The organism is Chryseobacterium aurantiacum (assembly GCF_003020585.1).
Taxonomy (GTDB): domain Bacteria; phylum Bacteroidota; class Bacteroidia; order Flavobacteriales; family Weeksellaceae; genus Chryseobacterium; species Chryseobacterium aurantiacum.
On the sequence record NZ_PXUE01000001.1, the window covers coordinates 189,945 to 204,909 of the forward strand.

A 14,965-nucleotide genomic window follows, 5' to 3' on the forward strand; every position below is an offset into this window, starting at 1 on the left:
CGACTTTTTTAGGTCATCAATTATCTATCATGAATAAATTCATAAAAAATATAATCGCTTTTTCCTTAAAAAATAAAGCATTTACCTTTATTTGGGTAGCTATTTTAGCGATTGCCGGTTTTATCAGCTTCAAGAACATGCCCATTGAAGCATTTCCGGACGTTACCAATACCCAGATTGTAATCATTACCCAATGGAATGGGCGTAGTGCAGAAGAAGTAGAACGTTTTGTCACTACACCTATCGAGTTGGCAATGAGCCCGGTTCAGAAGAAAACAAGCGTGAGAAGTACAACAATGTTTGGACTTTCCATTGTTAAAATTCTGTTTGATGATGGGGTGGATGATACTTTTGCCAGAAATCAGGTCAATAACCAATTAAGAACCATTAGCCTTCCTGATGAGGTAGATCCTGAAGTACAGCCACCCTACGGGCCAACCGGAGAAATTTTCAGATACACACTGGAAAGTAAAACAAAGGATTCCCGTAAGTTACTTACCCTGCAAAATTGGGTGATAGACCGTGCCCTAAGAGGAGTGCCCGGAGTTGCAGACATTAATGTTTTTGGAGGACAGGACAAGGTCTTCGAGTTAAGCATTGATCCAAGAGCCTTGGATAAATACAATTTGACCCCACTTCAGGTATATGATGCAGTTACCAAAAGTAATTTGAACGTAGGAGGAGATGTAATTGAAAAAAACGGACAGGCCTATGTAGTAAGAGGAATTGGTTTGGTAAAATCGATTGCCGATATCGGAAATATTACCATTCAGAATGACAGCGGAAACCCGGTTTTAGTAAAGAATGTTGCCGAAGTTCACGAAAGCTCTATGCCTAGAGTAGGACAGGCTGCATTGAATAATCATGATGACACTGTAGAAGGAATTGTCGTAATGAGAAAAGGAGAGAACCCAAGAGAAGTTCTGATTGGAGTGAAAGCTAAAATTAAAGAACTGAATGAAAAGATCCTTCCGAAAGACGTAAAAATGGTGACATTCTATGACAGGGATAACCTGATGGACTTTACCACCCATACCGTAATGCACAACCTGATTGAGGGAATTGTATTGGTAACAGTAATCGTTTTGATCTTTATGGCAGACTGGAGAACGACACTTATTGTCTCCATCATCATTCCTCTATCCTTATTATTTGCCTTTTTATGTTTAAAGCTTGCAGGTATGAGTGCCAATTTACTTTCGTTAGGAGCTGTAGATTTCGGAATCATTATAGACGGGGCCGTCGTCATGGTGGAAGGGCTCTTTGTAATGCTCGACCACAAAGCCAACAAATACGGTATGGAAAAGTTCAATAAATTGGCAAAAGGTGGTTGGATTAAGCAGACAGGAACAGGCTTAGGAAAAGCAATCTTCTTTTCAAAGCTTATCATTATTACTTCTTTGATTCCTATTTTTTCATTCCAAAAAGTAGAAGGAAAAATGTTTTCACCGCTGGCCTTTACCTTGGGATTTGCACTAATTGGGGCTTTGATCTTTACATTAACCCTTGTTCCGGTGCTTTCGCATATTCTTTTAAATAAAAATGTAAGGGAAAAAAATAACCCATTCGTTAATTTCTGGGATAGAATTGTGCTAAAAGGCTTCAATACTACATTTAAGCATAAAAAAACCAGTATGATTGTTGCCATCTCATTTCTTGCATTGACATTATTCTCCGGGAAATTTCTGGGAACAGAATTCCTACCCCAGCTCAATGAAGGCTCACTGTGGATTACTGCTGAGATGCCAATGAGTTCTTCATTAAAAGAATCATTAAAAACGGCGGATCTTTTAAAAAAGGATATCATGAGCTTTTCTGAAGTTACAGATGTTCTGGCTCAGACAGGGAGAAGTAATGATGGAACAGACCCGAACGGATTTGGGTTTGTACAGTTTGCCGTCAACCTTAAACCAAGAGAGGAATGGAAACGAAAGATCACCTATGATGAACTTATTAATGAAATTGATAAAAAGCTTAGAAGTTATCAGGGGATCACATTCAACTATTCTCAGCCTATTTCGGATAACGTAGCAGAAGCTGTAGCAGGTTTTAAAGCTGAAAACGGAATTAAAATCTACGGAGATAATCTGGAAACCCTGGATAAATTGGCTCAGGAAATCTTAGTTAAAATTAAAGATGTAGAAGGGGTAAAAGATCCGGGTATCATAAAAAATATTGGTCAGCCGGAAGTAAGTGTTGTCTTAGATCGAGATAAAATGGCAGCCTACGGAGTAATGCCTGCCGACGCACAAGCTGTATTGGAAATGGCCTTTGGAGGAAAAACAGCCTCCGAAATGTTTGATGGAGAAAGAAAGTTTCCCATCCGTCTTCGTTATTCCCAGGAATACAGAACCAATGAGAATGATATTGCAGCCTTGATGGTTCCTACACAGGATGGCGCAAAAATCCCTTTAAAGGAGATCAGTACTATCGTTAAAGACAACGGAGCCGCATTCATTTACAGAGATAATATTAAAAGGTATATTGGGGTGAAGTTCTCTATTCGTGACCGAGATTTAGGAAGTACCATTGCAGATGCACAGAAAAAAGTGGCCACCATTGAGCTTCCTGATGGATATTCTGTTGGCTGGACAGGTCAGTTTGAAAACCAGCAGCGTGCATCACACAGACTGGCGCAGGTAGTTCCGGTAAGTATCCTGATGATCTTCTTTCTGTTGTTTATCCTGTTTGGAAACATGAAAGATTCCCTTCTTGTGTTAGCGAATGTCCCTTTTGCATTGATAGGAGGAATTATTGCATTACATGTTACGGGAATCAATTTTGGAATCTCTGCCGGAGTAGGCATGATTGCCTTGCTGGGAATCTGCATACAGAACGGAGTAATATTGATCACAGAATTTCATCAGAACGTTAAAGACGGGATGGATATAGATACAGCCATCTTAAATGGAGTGAAATCCAGAACCAGACCGGTAATCATGACAGCCCTTATGGCTTCCATCGGATTAATGCCTGCCGCTTTATCCACAGGAATTGGTTCAGAATCACAAAAACCATTGGCCATTGTAATTATTGGCGGACTGATCACGGCAACGGTACTTACCCTGCTTATTTTTCCAATTATTTTCTGGATCTTCAACAGGACCAAAAAACTGCGAAATAGCTGATTTATCTTTCATTTTATATAGTAACGAAGCCTGGAATATTCTGTATTTCAGGCTTTTTCATAAAAGGTTTTAGAAAGTTTTTTTCAATCCAGAAAAATGTGTAAATTTGCAGTCTCAATACATTGAAATATAGAGATTGTATTTCATTGGATGCAAATATTGAATTTTTTTCCAAGAAAAAGATTTTGGTATTTAAAAAATCATTATATTTGCACACCGAAAATTTGAAAAACAATAAATAAATAATTTTAAATCATGGCAAAGGAAACGTTTAATCGTAACAAACCACACTTGAACATTGGTACTATTGGTCACGTTGACCATGGTAAAACTACTCTTACAGCTGCTATTTCTGCTGTATTAGCTAGCAAAGGTCTTGCTGAGAAAAAAGACTTCTCTGCAATTGACTCTGCTCCAGAAGAAAAAGAAAGAGGTATTACTATCAATACTGCTCACATCGAATACGAAACTGAAAAAAGACACTATGCTCACGTTGACTGTCCAGGTCACGCCGACTATGTTAAGAACATGGTAACTGGTGCTGCTCAAATGGATGGAGCTATCGTAGTATGTGCTGCAACTGACGGTCCAATGCCTCAGACTAGAGAACATATCCTACTTTGCCGTCAGGTAAACGTACCAAGAATCGTTGTTTTCATGAACAAAGTTGACATGGTAGATGATCCAGAGTTATTAGAGCTTGTTGAAATGGAGCTTAGAGACTTATTATCTACTTACGAATTTGACGGAGACAACTCTCCAGTAATTCAAGGTTCTGCACTAGGAGCTCTTACTGCTGCTACTTCATCTCCTGCTAACACAGAAGACAAGTGGTTCAAGAGCGTTGAAGAATTGATGGATGCTGTTGATACTTGGATCGAGCAACCACCAAGAGATACTGAAAAGCCATTCTTGATGCCAATCGAAGACGTATTCTCTATTACAGGTAGAGGTACTGTAGCAACTGGTAGAATCGAGGCTGGTGTTATCAACACTGGTGATCCAGTTGATATCGTAGGTATGGGTGACGAAAAATTAACTTCTACTATTACAGGAGTTGAGATGTTCAGAAAGATCCTAGATAGAGGTGAAGCTGGAGATAACGTAGGTCTATTGTTGAGAGGTATTGAAAAAACTGACATCAAGAGAGGTATGGTTATCGCTAAGAAAGATTCAGTTAAGCCACACAAAAAATTCAAGGCTTCTGTTTATATCCTTTCTAAAGAAGAAGGTGGACGTCACACTCCATTCCACAACAAGTACCGTCCTCAGTTCTACGTAAGAACTACTGACGTTACAGGTGAAATCTTCTTACCAGAAGGTGTTGAAATGGTAATGCCAGGAGATAACTTAGAAATCACTGTAGAATTGTTACAACCAATCGCTCTTAACGTAGGTCTTAGATTTGCGATCAGAGAAGGTGGTAGAACAGTTGGTTCAGGTCAGGTTACTGAAATCTTAGACTAATCATCTTAAAATAAATAAAGCTTCCGAAAGGAAACTCTCGGAAGCTTTTTTAACTACGGGCATCGTCCAATGGTAGGATACCGGTCTCCAAAACCGTTGATCAGGGTTCGAATCCTTGTGCCCGTGCAAATATAAATTATGAGTTCATTTGTCGATTTTTTAAAAGGTTCTTATAACGAATTCAGACATAAAGTTGAATGGCCAAAATGGGCTGACCTTCAGTCTTCTACAATTGTAGTGACTATTGCGACAGTTATTCTGGCTCTATTTACCTTTGGAGTTGATGAATTGTTTTCAAAAGCAATCAGCAACATCATCGGAATGCTAATCAACTTGTTCAATTAATTAAAAGTATTTTCCCATAATGAGCGAATTGAAATGGTATGTGCTGAAAGCTATCAGCGGACAGGAAAATAAAGTGAAAAACTATATTGAGACAGAAATCAAACGTTTAGGGTTTGAGCAGTACGTTACTCAAGTGGTTATTCCTATGGAAAAGGTTATCCAAATTAGAAACGGTAAAAAAGTTCCTAAAGAAAGACCTTACTATCCTGGATACTTAATGATTGAAGCTGACCTGATGGGGGAGATTCCTCACGTTATCAAAAACATCCCTGGAGTTATTTCTTTCTTAAGCTTAACAAAAGGAGGTGATCCTGTTCCAATGAGAAAATCAGAAGTGAACAGAATGCTTGGAAGAATGGATGAGCTTTCAGAATTCGCAAGCGACGTGGAGATTCCATATGTAGTAGGTGAAAACGTAAAAGTGATCGATGGTCCTTTCAACGGATTCAATGGTACAGTTGAGAAAATTCTTGAAGACAAAAAGAAAATTGAAGTTTCTGTATTGATCTTCGGTAGAAAAACTCCAATGGAATTAAGCTACATGCAAGTAGAAAAAGTATAATAATTACTTATATAATATAAAAAAGACTGCTATTTAAGCGGTCTTTTTTTTGCTTTATAATGCTCTAATTTATTGTGTTATTTTCTAACTCTTTAATAATCTTTTTCTCGCAAGGTAATAATTTACAAGATTACAATATAACCCACTGTTAATTAGGGTTTTATTGTGCTTTTGGAACTGTTATCCAATAAGGTTTTTTGGGGATAAAAATTCAACTCGTAATCATGTTTTTCTTGAAAATATATGAATATCGAAAAATAAAGTTAATATTTATTCTTATTATTTTATTTTTCATAATTTAATAAACATTATTTTATTGAAAATATAATTGCAAGACTTTCGTATCATGCTCCTGCACAGTGTTTAGCCTAAATATAATAATCACTCTTATGGGATAATGTTTGTGTTTTCCTGTATCCATGGACTTTTCTAGTGGTTATTTCATCTTTGATGGCATGTTTATTGTAACCTAACCTGCATCAACCCATAAAACTTTTTGTTTTTCATTTGGTACACTGCCCGGCAGATGTACAAAACGGTTTTGTGTTTTATTTTTAAATCGTAAATGAGTTAGAGGAAAGTTGGGTAGAGAAGTTTATAAATAAACACATCCACATAATGACAAAAATTACTTCGATGATCCTTTTAATGGGGTCAGTAGGACTTATGAACGCTCAGGTTGGTATTAATACTACGAAACCAGAAAAGGAACTGACCGTTAATGGTACTATGAAGACATCCGGAATGGTATTCAAAAAACCTATGGAAAAGCTTGGTGCTGATGAGAATTATACATTTATCATTAAGTCTCCAGCACCGGAAAATAAAATTACAGCTTATAATGACACTTTTGTGCCTAACTCTCCGGCACCCATTAACATTATTCAGTTTAAAATTACCTGTGATCCTTCAGATAAGGACTGGGTAAACCAATTTGATACTAAAATCAATTCCCAAAAATTTCTTGTTGTAATTTCTTCTTTTGGATTTACCCAGCCTATAAGAACTACTACTGCAGATTGGTTAACGCCGGTACCGCAGATTTTTGCCTATTCTTCAGGAGGAACATGGAAGTTGAAAGCCGATTATGAAGGGTTTTCTCCCGCTGCATCTTTCCCTACAGGAGAATGGACACTTAATTTATTGGTATATGACAGATCATACGCCAAGGAAGTTAACTCTACACAAGATCTTAAAGCTTCTACAACAGGTGCCGCGGCAGCACCTTTAATTCAATAAAAAATACAATAATGAAAAAAATTACAGCATTATTTCTTGTGGCAATTGCTTCTTTAGGCATGAAAGCACAAGTCGGAATAAATACTCCCAATCCAAAAGGTACCCTGGATGTAGAAGGCGAAACACTAGTTGAATCTTACTTGATTGATACAGAAAATACAACTGCAAAGGGAAACTATTTGTTACTTACACGTTCCAAGGATACTTCGCCTGTAGGAAAGGTTAAGCTTCTTGATATTACACTTCGTAACGTAGCACCGGTAAACATGTATAGGGTTATCTTAAAAAATGTGAGGCTGGATGAAGTAATTAACCTAAACACAGGGTTAGATGCTGATAAATATGTTTTGGCAATTACAGGAGCCGTTTTTAGTGGAGCTATATCAGCTGCAAATACTTCTACAAGCCCCAAATCTTATGGTGCTTATTCTACTGAAGTAACTAAAGTAGCGAAAGGTGGAAAAAACTATCATGCAGTTAATTTAAGTTTTAAAGGAGCTGGTACTACATCTGATCAGAATGGTACATGGACTCTTACCCTGAATGTATTTGAAAAATCACTGGTAAAAGATTGGGGAACATTTACAGGTTCCGTTTCTGCGGCGGCCTCTTTTTCGGGAGTATCAACCAACACGCCTTTAGGGCTTCAATAGAAAAAACATGAGAATAAGAATTTATATTACAATAATGATGGTTCTGGGGATATTTATGAATGCTCAGATCGGTAAAGTAGGGATCAAAACAGATAAGCCTACAGAAACTCTTGATGTAAATGGTAAAACACATACCAACTCTCTATATCTTAGAAATCCAGGAGAACCAACTATGACTGGAGGAAGCTTTCTGGCAACATCAGAAAATGCAATGCAGCTGTATGATCCAAATCAGGAAAGTAGTGGATTGTTCAATTATATTAAACTTTCACTAACGGGAGTATCTGGAGAAGGAATTACAGATTATGATACGAAAATAGATGCGAGTAGCTTTTTGGTGGTCCTGCATAATTATTCCTTTAGACTTAATAATGGCAATACAAATGTAATGCTCGATTATGCTGATAACGGAATTAATGACAATAAACAGGGGTCACCGGATGTTGTAGCATTCAAAAGCAATGGGACCTGGCACATAAGAGCAAAGTTTACTGACAGTAGAATTATTGCGAATGTTACTGGGGGGCCATCAAGATCCTATAATAATTTTACAGTAGATCTTTATTTAATGGCTTACAAAAGACTCATTACAAAACAAAATATCGGTGATGTTAATGCGGATCTGGGAGGGACTAATGGTTCTACACAGACAATTAATAAACCTTCAGGCTTTTAATATAATTAGCTTATATATTTACTTTCAAGAAAAACCAGGCAAATAGTCTGGTTTTTTGTTTTTGATAAATTTGCAGTTGTGGTTTTATCAGTTTTTGAGTATAGGTGAATATTACTTGTTGTTTTCTCAAATGATTTTATAATTTTATATGGAATTATATTAAAATGGGAAAAAATATACCTTTTATATTATTGTTATTGCTTTCAGCGGTGTTTTGTTTTGGCCAGAATAAGAAAGAGTACGAGCAATACCTAAATACTGCCAATGAATTGAAGTTTAAAGACTGGAAAAAAGCAGAAGCCAATATACAGCAGGCAAGAAAAAAGGTTTCCGATAAGGATTTGGGAGACTTCTATATGGAAACTGCAAAAATTTACAGCGATGTAAACTATTTTGATTTTGCATTGGATTACTCAAACAAAGCGTATCACCTATTTTTAGATAAAGATGAAGAGAAGATGGCGAAAATAGATGGTGTTTTTGCCTATACCTATTCTCAGCTTAACGATACCAAACGGGCTATTGTATATTATAAAAAGCTCCTAAGCTTTTATCAGAAACAAAAACGGGAAACAGAAACCATAAAATCTTTCAACAATTTGGGGAATGCTTATCTGGTAGTATCCAAACTGGATTCTTCAAGGTATTATTTTGAGAAAGGGCTGGCTGCTTTCGAGACCTATGACAATCCGGTTTTAAAGGCATTTGTTTTCTCAAACTTTGGTAAGCTTAATTTTCTGGAGGGAAATCATACAAAGGCGGAGGATTATCTTCTGGAGGCAGGAAATATCCTTAAAGAAAGCAATATTGAGGATGACAAATCAAACTATCAGGTCAATTATAACCTTGCCAATTTTTATATCGAAACAGGAAATCCTAAAAAAGCATTACTGTATGCAAAAAACGTGGGGAAATATATTGTTTCCAATACGGTTAATTTTGACAACACAAATTATTTAAGGACCTTATATAAAGCCTATCAATTAAACAAAGCCTATCAACTTTCTACTGAAACCTTTAAAAAATATGATTCTATCCGGGAGCTGCTGAATGTAGAAGAAAAAGCAGTGAATGTTGAAAGAGTGAAAATACAGCATGACTATGAACTGCAAAAAAGACTGGATAAAATAGAACAGGATCGAAAGAATATGTTATATATAGTGATGGTCATTATTCTTTTACTGGTTGTGATCATCAGTATCCTATTGTTGATTAATTTTAGAAATAAGGCAGAGAAACTTCGATTGGAAAAGAAGCTGATCGAAAACAGAGAAAAGCAATTGGAAGTAGATAATCAGATGAAAGAAAAAATGTTGGTTTATAAATCTATGGAACAATCCAAGATAGAAGAAATCTTTAAGTCCCTTCTCGAGCAGGTGAATGTATTGAAATCTAAACTCAAAGATAGCGAGATTAATGAAGTCTCAAGAATCATTAACGAAATTAAGTTTAATACTAAACAGGATTCATGGGGAGACTTTGAATATCATTTCCTGAATATTCACGAATCGTTTTATGAAAACCTTGACCGCAGGCATCCGGGCCTTACCATTTATGATAAACGGCTTGCAGCAATGCTGAAGCTTAAGCTATCTACAAAGGAAATTTCTAATCTTCTGAATGTTACGCCTAAAACGATCGAAAACTCAAGAACCCGTTTGAGAAAAAAAATGAATTTAACCAATACAAAGGAAGACCTTGCTCAATATCTGAATGAATTGTAATGATCTGTTTTGCAGTGTTTTGGTTTTTGGTGTGTGGAAATAGTGTGGTCTTTTTCTCTTGTTAAGTGGTAATTGTGTGTGGAATTTTGAATGCTGTTCCAAGACATTGCATTCCTTTGCTTCCCTATTAAAACAATACCACAATGAAAAAATTACTTACTCTTTTTATGAGCCTTTCAATTTACTTTATGGGAATGGCTCAATGGAATCCTGCCGTAGATCAAAACTTTCTAGTGACAAATCCTGGAGGATCTTCCTTTGCCGAAACCACAAGTGACGGAAAAACATATATTGGATTCTGGAAGAAAGTTCCGGCTCCTGTAAACTTTGAGCTATGGGTCCAGATTTTAGATAAGGACGGAAATAAACAATTAGGGATCAATGGAGTGAAAATAAGCGATCAGATTCCAATGGGTACCTATACTGTGGTAGAAAGAACAGCTGTGGATGCATCTGATAATTTTTATATAGGAGTTACAGGAACCGGCGCAGGAACACCGGGCTATGTTTTTAAAATTACACCACAGGGAGCATCAGTTTGGCCCAATGGTATCAGTTTAGGAGAAGCTTATCTGCCCACTATTCTGCCATTGTCTAACGGAGATATTGTGGTGGGATATTTTCCTTCAAGTCAAAAATATACTAAAGTTCAAAAATATAATCCCTCAGGGCAGCCATTATGGGCAAACCCAGTACAGATTTTATCAAATGATACCACAAAAAATACAATTCCCGGTGATCTCTTCGAGTTAATGAATGACGAATGTGAAATTATTTTTCATAAGCAACTATCCTTTGGTACAACAAGCTATTTGTTTGCACAGAAAATTAGCCTGAAAGACGGATCTCTGCTTTGGGATGGAGCCAAGCAGATTACAACCAAATCTACAGCCTATAATGCAAAATACTCCGGAGCTGTAGATGGGAACGTGGTATATTACGGATTTAGTACCGGTGAGAATATGAGATTTGACGGATATCTTCAAAGAGTAAATGCAGACAGCAGTCTACCGTGGGGAAATACCGGGATGGATTTTGATACCAATCAGACCTATTTTGAAAAAGATATGAAGATTGCCTTTAAGTCCGGGTCTCCTTATGTCTGGTCAATTGCTAACTACAGTACTTCTTCCCAGGGAGAGAATGGAGAATTTGTACAAAAATTTGATAAAAATACCGGAGCAAGGTTATTCACAAATAATGCAAAACAGGTATTTCCGGTGGATAATTTATCTATGTATCATTATGGAGGACTTCAGCTGGTCAATGATAGCCCATATTTTGTAGTGCAGAAAAAAGAAGGAACTGCTCTTAATATCTCTTTGAATGCTGTACTATTGAATGGTAATGGTGATTTTGCATGGCCTCAAAACTATCTTCCGGTGGCTACTTTCCCCGCTTCTAAAGCCTATATCTCTGTATTAAAGCCTGTAAATGGACAAGGAGTAGTGGTATTTCAGGAAAATAAAGGAACTGAAAATACCGGTATGGGAATATATGCACAGAACCTAATCTTACCCAATGGTACAATGGGAACTCATGAGTTGCCTGGTAAAAGTTCCCATATTAAGCTGTATCCAAACCCCGCAGTTGACCTTATTCATATAGATGGTGTGAAAGATCAGGACTTTAAAATCTACAATACAACGGGACAGTTGATAAAAACGGGGACTCTAAAACAGGGAATAGCAGAAGTTAGGGATCTTGTAAAAGGGATTTATATTTTAAAAATAAAGGAAAATGAGCAAGGGATGAAGTTCATAAAAAAATAATCCATCAGAATAGTAATAATAAATAGGATTACAATGGGAGAAGGAGAGCATGTATTTGCTCTTCTTTTTCTTCGTATAAATGTTGCTGAGAATGCTTACGCTCTATAAGCCTTACTGTCAATTTATTTTTTCAATAGTACAAGCATAAACTTTAAATAAATTTTTGAACGGAAAAAAAATTCACAAAGAAAAAAAATACAAAACTTTTTAAAAATCAGCATTATCCGTTTGTGGTTTCAAAAATATTTTATACTTTTGCAGTCCAAAAAGTAGGTTTATTGTTATGTGAGTGCATAACCTGCTGAATAATAAATGCTTCCAAACTCATTAATTATTCAAATTTAAAAAACAAACAATGGCTAAGAAAGTCTTTAAAATGGTAAAGCTTCAGGTGAAAGGTGGCGCAGCTAACCCTTCTCCACCAGTAGGTCCAGCATTGGGTTCTGCAGGTGTGAACATCATGGAGTTTTGTAAGCAATTTAACGGAAGAACTCAAGATAAGCCAGGACAAGTTTTACCTGTAGTAATTACAGTATACGAAGACAAATCTTTTGAATTCGTAATTAAAACTCCTCCTGCAGCAATCCAGTTAATGGATGCGGCTAAGATCAAGGGTGGTTCTGGTGAACCAAACAGAAACAAAGTAGGTTCTGTATCTTGGGATCAAGTGAAGAAAATCGCTGAGGACAAAATGACTGACCTTAACTGCTTTACAATCGATTCTGCAGTTTCTATGGTTGCAGGTACTGCTAGATCTATGGGATTAAGAGTAACAGGAACTAAACCAACTTTTAACGCTTAAAACCTAAAGAAATGGCAAAATTAACTAAAAAGCAAAAGGAAGCTTTAAGCAAAGTAGAAAAAGGAAGAATCTATAACCTTGAAGAAGGTTCAGCTCTTGTAAAAGAAGTGAACACTACAAAGTTTGATGCTTCAGTAGATATCGCTGTAAGATTAGGTGTAGACCCAAGAAAAGCAAACCAAATGGTAAGAGGTGTTGTATCTCTTCCTCACGGTACTGGTAAAGATGTTAAAGTATTAGCTCTTGTAACTCCAGATAAAGAAGCAGAAGCTAAAGCTGCTGGTGCTGATTATGTAGGTCTTGACGAATATTTACAAAAAATCAAAGAAGGTTGGACAGATGTTGACGTTATCGTTACTATGCCAGCTGTAATGGGTAAATTAGGTCCATTAGGTAGAGTATTAGGTCCAAGAGGTTTAATGCCTAACCCTAAATCAGGAACTGTAACAATGGAAATTGGTAAAGCAGTAACTGAAGTAAAAGCAGGTAAAATTGATTTCAAAGTAGATAAGTATGGTATTATCCATGCTGGTATTGGTAAAGTATCTTTCGATGCTGCTAAGATCAAAGAAAATGCTCAGGAACTTATCCAGACATTGATCAAAATGAAGCCAACTGCTGCTAAAGGAACTTATGTAAAGAGCATTTATTTGTCTTCTACAATGAGCCCTGGTATTGCAATTGATACTAAATCTGTTAACTAATATAAATCCTTAAGACAATGACAAAAGACCAAAAAGTTGTAGCAATACAAGAGATCAAAGACTTGCTTCAGGATGCAAAAGTAGTATACGTAGCAGATCTAGACGGATTGAACGCTGCTAAGTCTTCAGAATTCAGAAGACAGGCTTTCAAACAAAATATCAAAGTAAAAGTTGTAAAAAATACACTTTTACAAAAAGCAATGGAACAAATTGAAGGAGTAGATTACTCTGAAATGTTCCAAACTTTTAAAGGAAACTCTGCATTAATGATTTCTGAGACTGCAAACGGTCCAGCAAAATTAATCCAAGGGTTCAGAAAGAAAGAAGAAAAGCCAGCTTTAAAGTCTGCTTTTGTTCAAGAAACTTTCTACGTTGGAGACGAAAACTTATCTGCACTTGCTAACATCAAGTCTAGAGAAGAAATGATCGGAGAAATCATTGGATTACTTCAATCTCCAATTCAAAGAGTTGTTTCTGCTCTTCAAAACAAATCTGAAACTGTAGAAGCTAAAGCTGAAGAAGCTGCTCCTGCTGTAGAAGAAACTCCTGCTGAAGCTCCAGAAGCTGCTGCAGAAAGCACTGAAGAAACAAGTGCTGAATAATTATACTCAAAAAATTAAATAAATAATCAACAAAAACATTACAACAATGTCAGATTTAAAAAATTTAGCTGAAACGCTAGTAAACCTAACTGTAAAAGACGTAAACGAATTAGCTACTATCCTTAAGGATGAGTACGGAATTGAGCCAGCTGCTGCTGCTGTAGTTGTTGCTGCAGGTGGTGGAGAAGCTGCTGAAGAAAAGACTGAATTCGATGTAATTCTTAAGTCTGCAGGTGCTTCTAAATTAGCTATCGTTAAATTAGTAAAAGATTTAACTGGTGCTGGTCTTAAAGAAGCTAAAGATATCGTAGATGGTGCTCCAGCTGCAATTAAGCAAGGAGTTTCTAAAGACGAAGCTGAAGCTCTTAAGAAGCAATTAGAAGAAGCTGGTGCTGAAGTAGAATTGAAATAATTTTCAATTTTATTATAAATATAAGAAGCCCGGGCATTTGCCCGGGCTTTTTTTTGTTGTTATCCCTTAAAAATCAGTCATTTAATTGATATATGTATTAAAATATCTTTGCTTTGTATTGTGTAATATTTAATTATTGTTATTTATTTCTTAAAAACTAAGAGTATATTTTATATTTATTACATGTATTTTATGTTTTGTATGTGTTTTTTTTATTAAAAAATTGTTTTTATTGAAAAATTATTATATTTGCAGTAAGAAAAACACAATATAATTGGATAGAAATTATTTTCTTTCCTATAGTCAAATTGCATTCTTATTGCTTATATCGGCTATAGGGAAACTAAACACTCAGTTTGTATCTGTTACGATCAGTAAGTCTGAATTGCTGCATTATACAGATATAAATAAAACTGGTTCATATCAGCTGACGGAAAATAAAGAAATCCAAAAGAATATGAATGTGAAACCCTATCATCATACAGAAGATGATGATACATTTCAATATACTGAATTTCATCATCCTACTTTACAAAACAATTCTCCAATCATTAATGACAAAGATTTCTTTCTGTTTTCTGTTGAGAATATGAAGTTTATTTCCATACAGTATAAATGGAAAGAACAATACTCAGGTGATAGTGAAAATACAAAAGATGCATTTGAAAAAGTCAAGAAGTTTACTTTCAATTCTTTCAAATTGATTGATGGCTTTATGTGTATCATCAAGATTCCGGATAAATCAGTTACTCCTCTAATTATTTTCTAAAAATTTTACAACTCTTTGGCTAAGCCATGAATATTTTCATTTACAATTTTAAATGAGAAAGCTATCGGTTTGCCTATTTTATAAAACAAACACAAAAAAAACAACAAATA

Annotated in this window: 14 protein-coding genes and 1 tRNA gene; all 15 read left to right on the forward strand. The window is 35.9% G+C overall.

The annotated features are described in order from the left end of the window. The first annotated feature begins 29 nt into the window (after nucleotides 1–29). The 15 genes from C7D53_RS00860 (at nucleotide 30) to C7D53_RS00935 (ending at nucleotide 14,855) form a co-directional block, all read left to right on the forward strand. Nucleotides 30–3,128 carry an efflux RND transporter permease subunit gene (locus C7D53_RS00860; RefSeq protein ID WP_106914535.1) on the forward strand — a complete coding sequence of 1,033 codons (3,099 nt, stop codon included), beginning with the start codon at nucleotides 30–32 and terminating at the stop codon, nucleotides 3,126–3,128. Nucleotides 3,129–3,383: 255 nt separating this feature from the next. Beyond that, the gene (gene tuf / locus C7D53_RS00870) at nucleotides 3,384–4,595 is read left to right on the forward strand and encodes an elongation factor Tu (protein WP_106914537.1); all 1,212 of its coding nucleotides are present in this window, start codon (nucleotides 3,384–3,386) and stop codon (nucleotides 4,593–4,595) included. Nucleotides 4,596–4,650: 55 nt separating this feature from the next. Then, nucleotides 4,651–4,721: transfer RNA gene (locus C7D53_RS00875), tRNA-Trp, on the forward strand. Nucleotides 4,722–4,733: 12 nt separating this feature from the next. Beyond that, entirely contained in the window at nucleotides 4,734–4,940 is a 207-nt protein-coding gene (secE, locus tag C7D53_RS00880; RefSeq protein WP_002976410.1) for a preprotein translocase subunit SecE, read from the forward strand. Nucleotides 4,941–4,959: 19 nt separating this feature from the next. Further along, entirely contained in the window at nucleotides 4,960–5,502 is a 543-nt protein-coding gene (nusG, locus tag C7D53_RS00885) for a transcription termination/antitermination protein NusG (RefSeq protein ID WP_002976412.1), read from the forward strand. Between the two features lie 618 nt (nucleotides 5,503–6,120). Beyond that, complete coding sequence (locus tag C7D53_RS00890) at nucleotides 6,121–6,741, forward strand: hypothetical protein (protein ID WP_106914538.1); 621 nt, start codon at nucleotides 6,121–6,123, stop codon at nucleotides 6,739–6,741. Nucleotides 6,742–6,752: 11 nt separating this feature from the next. Then, nucleotides 6,753–7,394 (forward strand): hypothetical protein, encoded by a 642-nt coding sequence (locus C7D53_RS00895; RefSeq protein WP_106914539.1) that lies wholly within the window; start codon nucleotides 6,753–6,755, stop codon nucleotides 7,392–7,394. 7 nt (nucleotides 7,395–7,401) lie between these two features. Further along, nucleotides 7,402–8,070: a hypothetical protein gene (locus C7D53_RS00900; protein ID WP_106914540.1), complete on the forward strand. Its 669-nt coding sequence runs from the start codon at nucleotides 7,402–7,404 to the stop codon at nucleotides 8,068–8,070. 164 nt (nucleotides 8,071–8,234) lie between these two features. Further along, the gene (locus C7D53_RS00905) at nucleotides 8,235–9,794 is read left to right on the forward strand and encodes a tetratricopeptide repeat protein (RefSeq protein WP_106914541.1); all 1,560 of its coding nucleotides are present in this window, start codon (nucleotides 8,235–8,237) and stop codon (nucleotides 9,792–9,794) included. A 143-nt stretch (nucleotides 9,795–9,937) separates the two neighbouring features. Next, the gene (locus C7D53_RS00910) at nucleotides 9,938–11,566 is read left to right on the forward strand and encodes a T9SS type A sorting domain-containing protein (protein ID WP_106914542.1); all 1,629 of its coding nucleotides are present in this window, start codon (nucleotides 9,938–9,940) and stop codon (nucleotides 11,564–11,566) included. Between the two features lie 355 nt (nucleotides 11,567–11,921). Continuing rightward, complete coding sequence (gene rplK / locus C7D53_RS00915) at nucleotides 11,922–12,368, forward strand: 50S ribosomal protein L11 (RefSeq protein WP_034723381.1); 447 nt, start codon at nucleotides 11,922–11,924, stop codon at nucleotides 12,366–12,368. Between the two features lie 11 nt (nucleotides 12,369–12,379). Further along, nucleotides 12,380–13,072, forward strand: coding sequence for a 50S ribosomal protein L1 (rplA, locus tag C7D53_RS00920; RefSeq protein ID WP_002976422.1), 693 nt, complete (start codon nucleotides 12,380–12,382; stop codon nucleotides 13,070–13,072). Between the two features lie 17 nt (nucleotides 13,073–13,089). Further along, the gene (gene rplJ / locus C7D53_RS00925; protein WP_076354936.1) at nucleotides 13,090–13,674 is read left to right on the forward strand and encodes a 50S ribosomal protein L10; all 585 of its coding nucleotides are present in this window, start codon (nucleotides 13,090–13,092) and stop codon (nucleotides 13,672–13,674) included. Between the two features lie 46 nt (nucleotides 13,675–13,720). Continuing rightward, nucleotides 13,721–14,086, forward strand: a complete 366-nt coding sequence (gene rplL, locus C7D53_RS00930; RefSeq protein ID WP_047493581.1) for a 50S ribosomal protein L7/L12 — start codon at nucleotides 13,721–13,723, stop codon at nucleotides 14,084–14,086. A gap of 274 nt (nucleotides 14,087–14,360) precedes the next feature. After that, nucleotides 14,361–14,855: a hypothetical protein gene (locus C7D53_RS00935; RefSeq protein WP_106914543.1), complete on the forward strand. Its 495-nt coding sequence runs from the start codon at nucleotides 14,361–14,363 to the stop codon at nucleotides 14,853–14,855. Nucleotides 14,856–14,965: the final 110 nt, after the last annotated feature.

What these genes read in the sequence shown, in the direction of transcription:
- tuf (WP_106914537.1), top strand. Translation starts at nt 3,384, where the DNA reads ATGGCAAAGGAAACGTTTAATCGTAACAAACCACACTTGAACATTGGT.
- C7D53_RS00860 (WP_106914535.1), top strand. Translation starts at nt 30, where the DNA reads ATGAATAAATTCATAAAAAATATAATCGCTTTTTCCTTAAAAAATAAA.
- C7D53_RS00900 (WP_106914540.1), top strand. Translation starts at nt 7,402, where the DNA reads ATGAGAATAAGAATTTATATTACAATAATGATGGTTCTGGGGATATTT.
- rplK (WP_034723381.1), top strand. Translation starts at nt 11,922, where the DNA reads ATGGCTAAGAAAGTCTTTAAAATGGTAAAGCTTCAGGTGAAAGGTGGC.
- rplA (WP_002976422.1), top strand. Translation starts at nt 12,380, where the DNA reads ATGGCAAAATTAACTAAAAAGCAAAAGGAAGCTTTAAGCAAAGTAGAA.
- C7D53_RS00895 (WP_106914539.1), top strand. Translation starts at nt 6,753, where the DNA reads ATGAAAAAAATTACAGCATTATTTCTTGTGGCAATTGCTTCTTTAGGC.
- C7D53_RS00890 (WP_106914538.1), top strand. Translation starts at nt 6,121, where the DNA reads ATGACAAAAATTACTTCGATGATCCTTTTAATGGGGTCAGTAGGACTT.
- nusG (WP_002976412.1), top strand. Translation starts at nt 4,960, where the DNA reads ATGAGCGAATTGAAATGGTATGTGCTGAAAGCTATCAGCGGACAGGAA.
- rplL (WP_047493581.1), top strand. Translation starts at nt 13,721, where the DNA reads ATGTCAGATTTAAAAAATTTAGCTGAAACGCTAGTAAACCTAACTGTA.
- secE (WP_002976410.1), top strand. Translation starts at nt 4,734, where the DNA reads ATGAGTTCATTTGTCGATTTTTTAAAAGGTTCTTATAACGAATTCAGA.
- rplJ (WP_076354936.1), top strand. Translation starts at nt 13,090, where the DNA reads ATGACAAAAGACCAAAAAGTTGTAGCAATACAAGAGATCAAAGACTTG.
- C7D53_RS00910 (WP_106914542.1), top strand. Translation starts at nt 9,938, where the DNA reads ATGAAAAAATTACTTACTCTTTTTATGAGCCTTTCAATTTACTTTATG.
- C7D53_RS00905 (WP_106914541.1), top strand. Translation starts at nt 8,235, where the DNA reads ATGGGAAAAAATATACCTTTTATATTATTGTTATTGCTTTCAGCGGTG.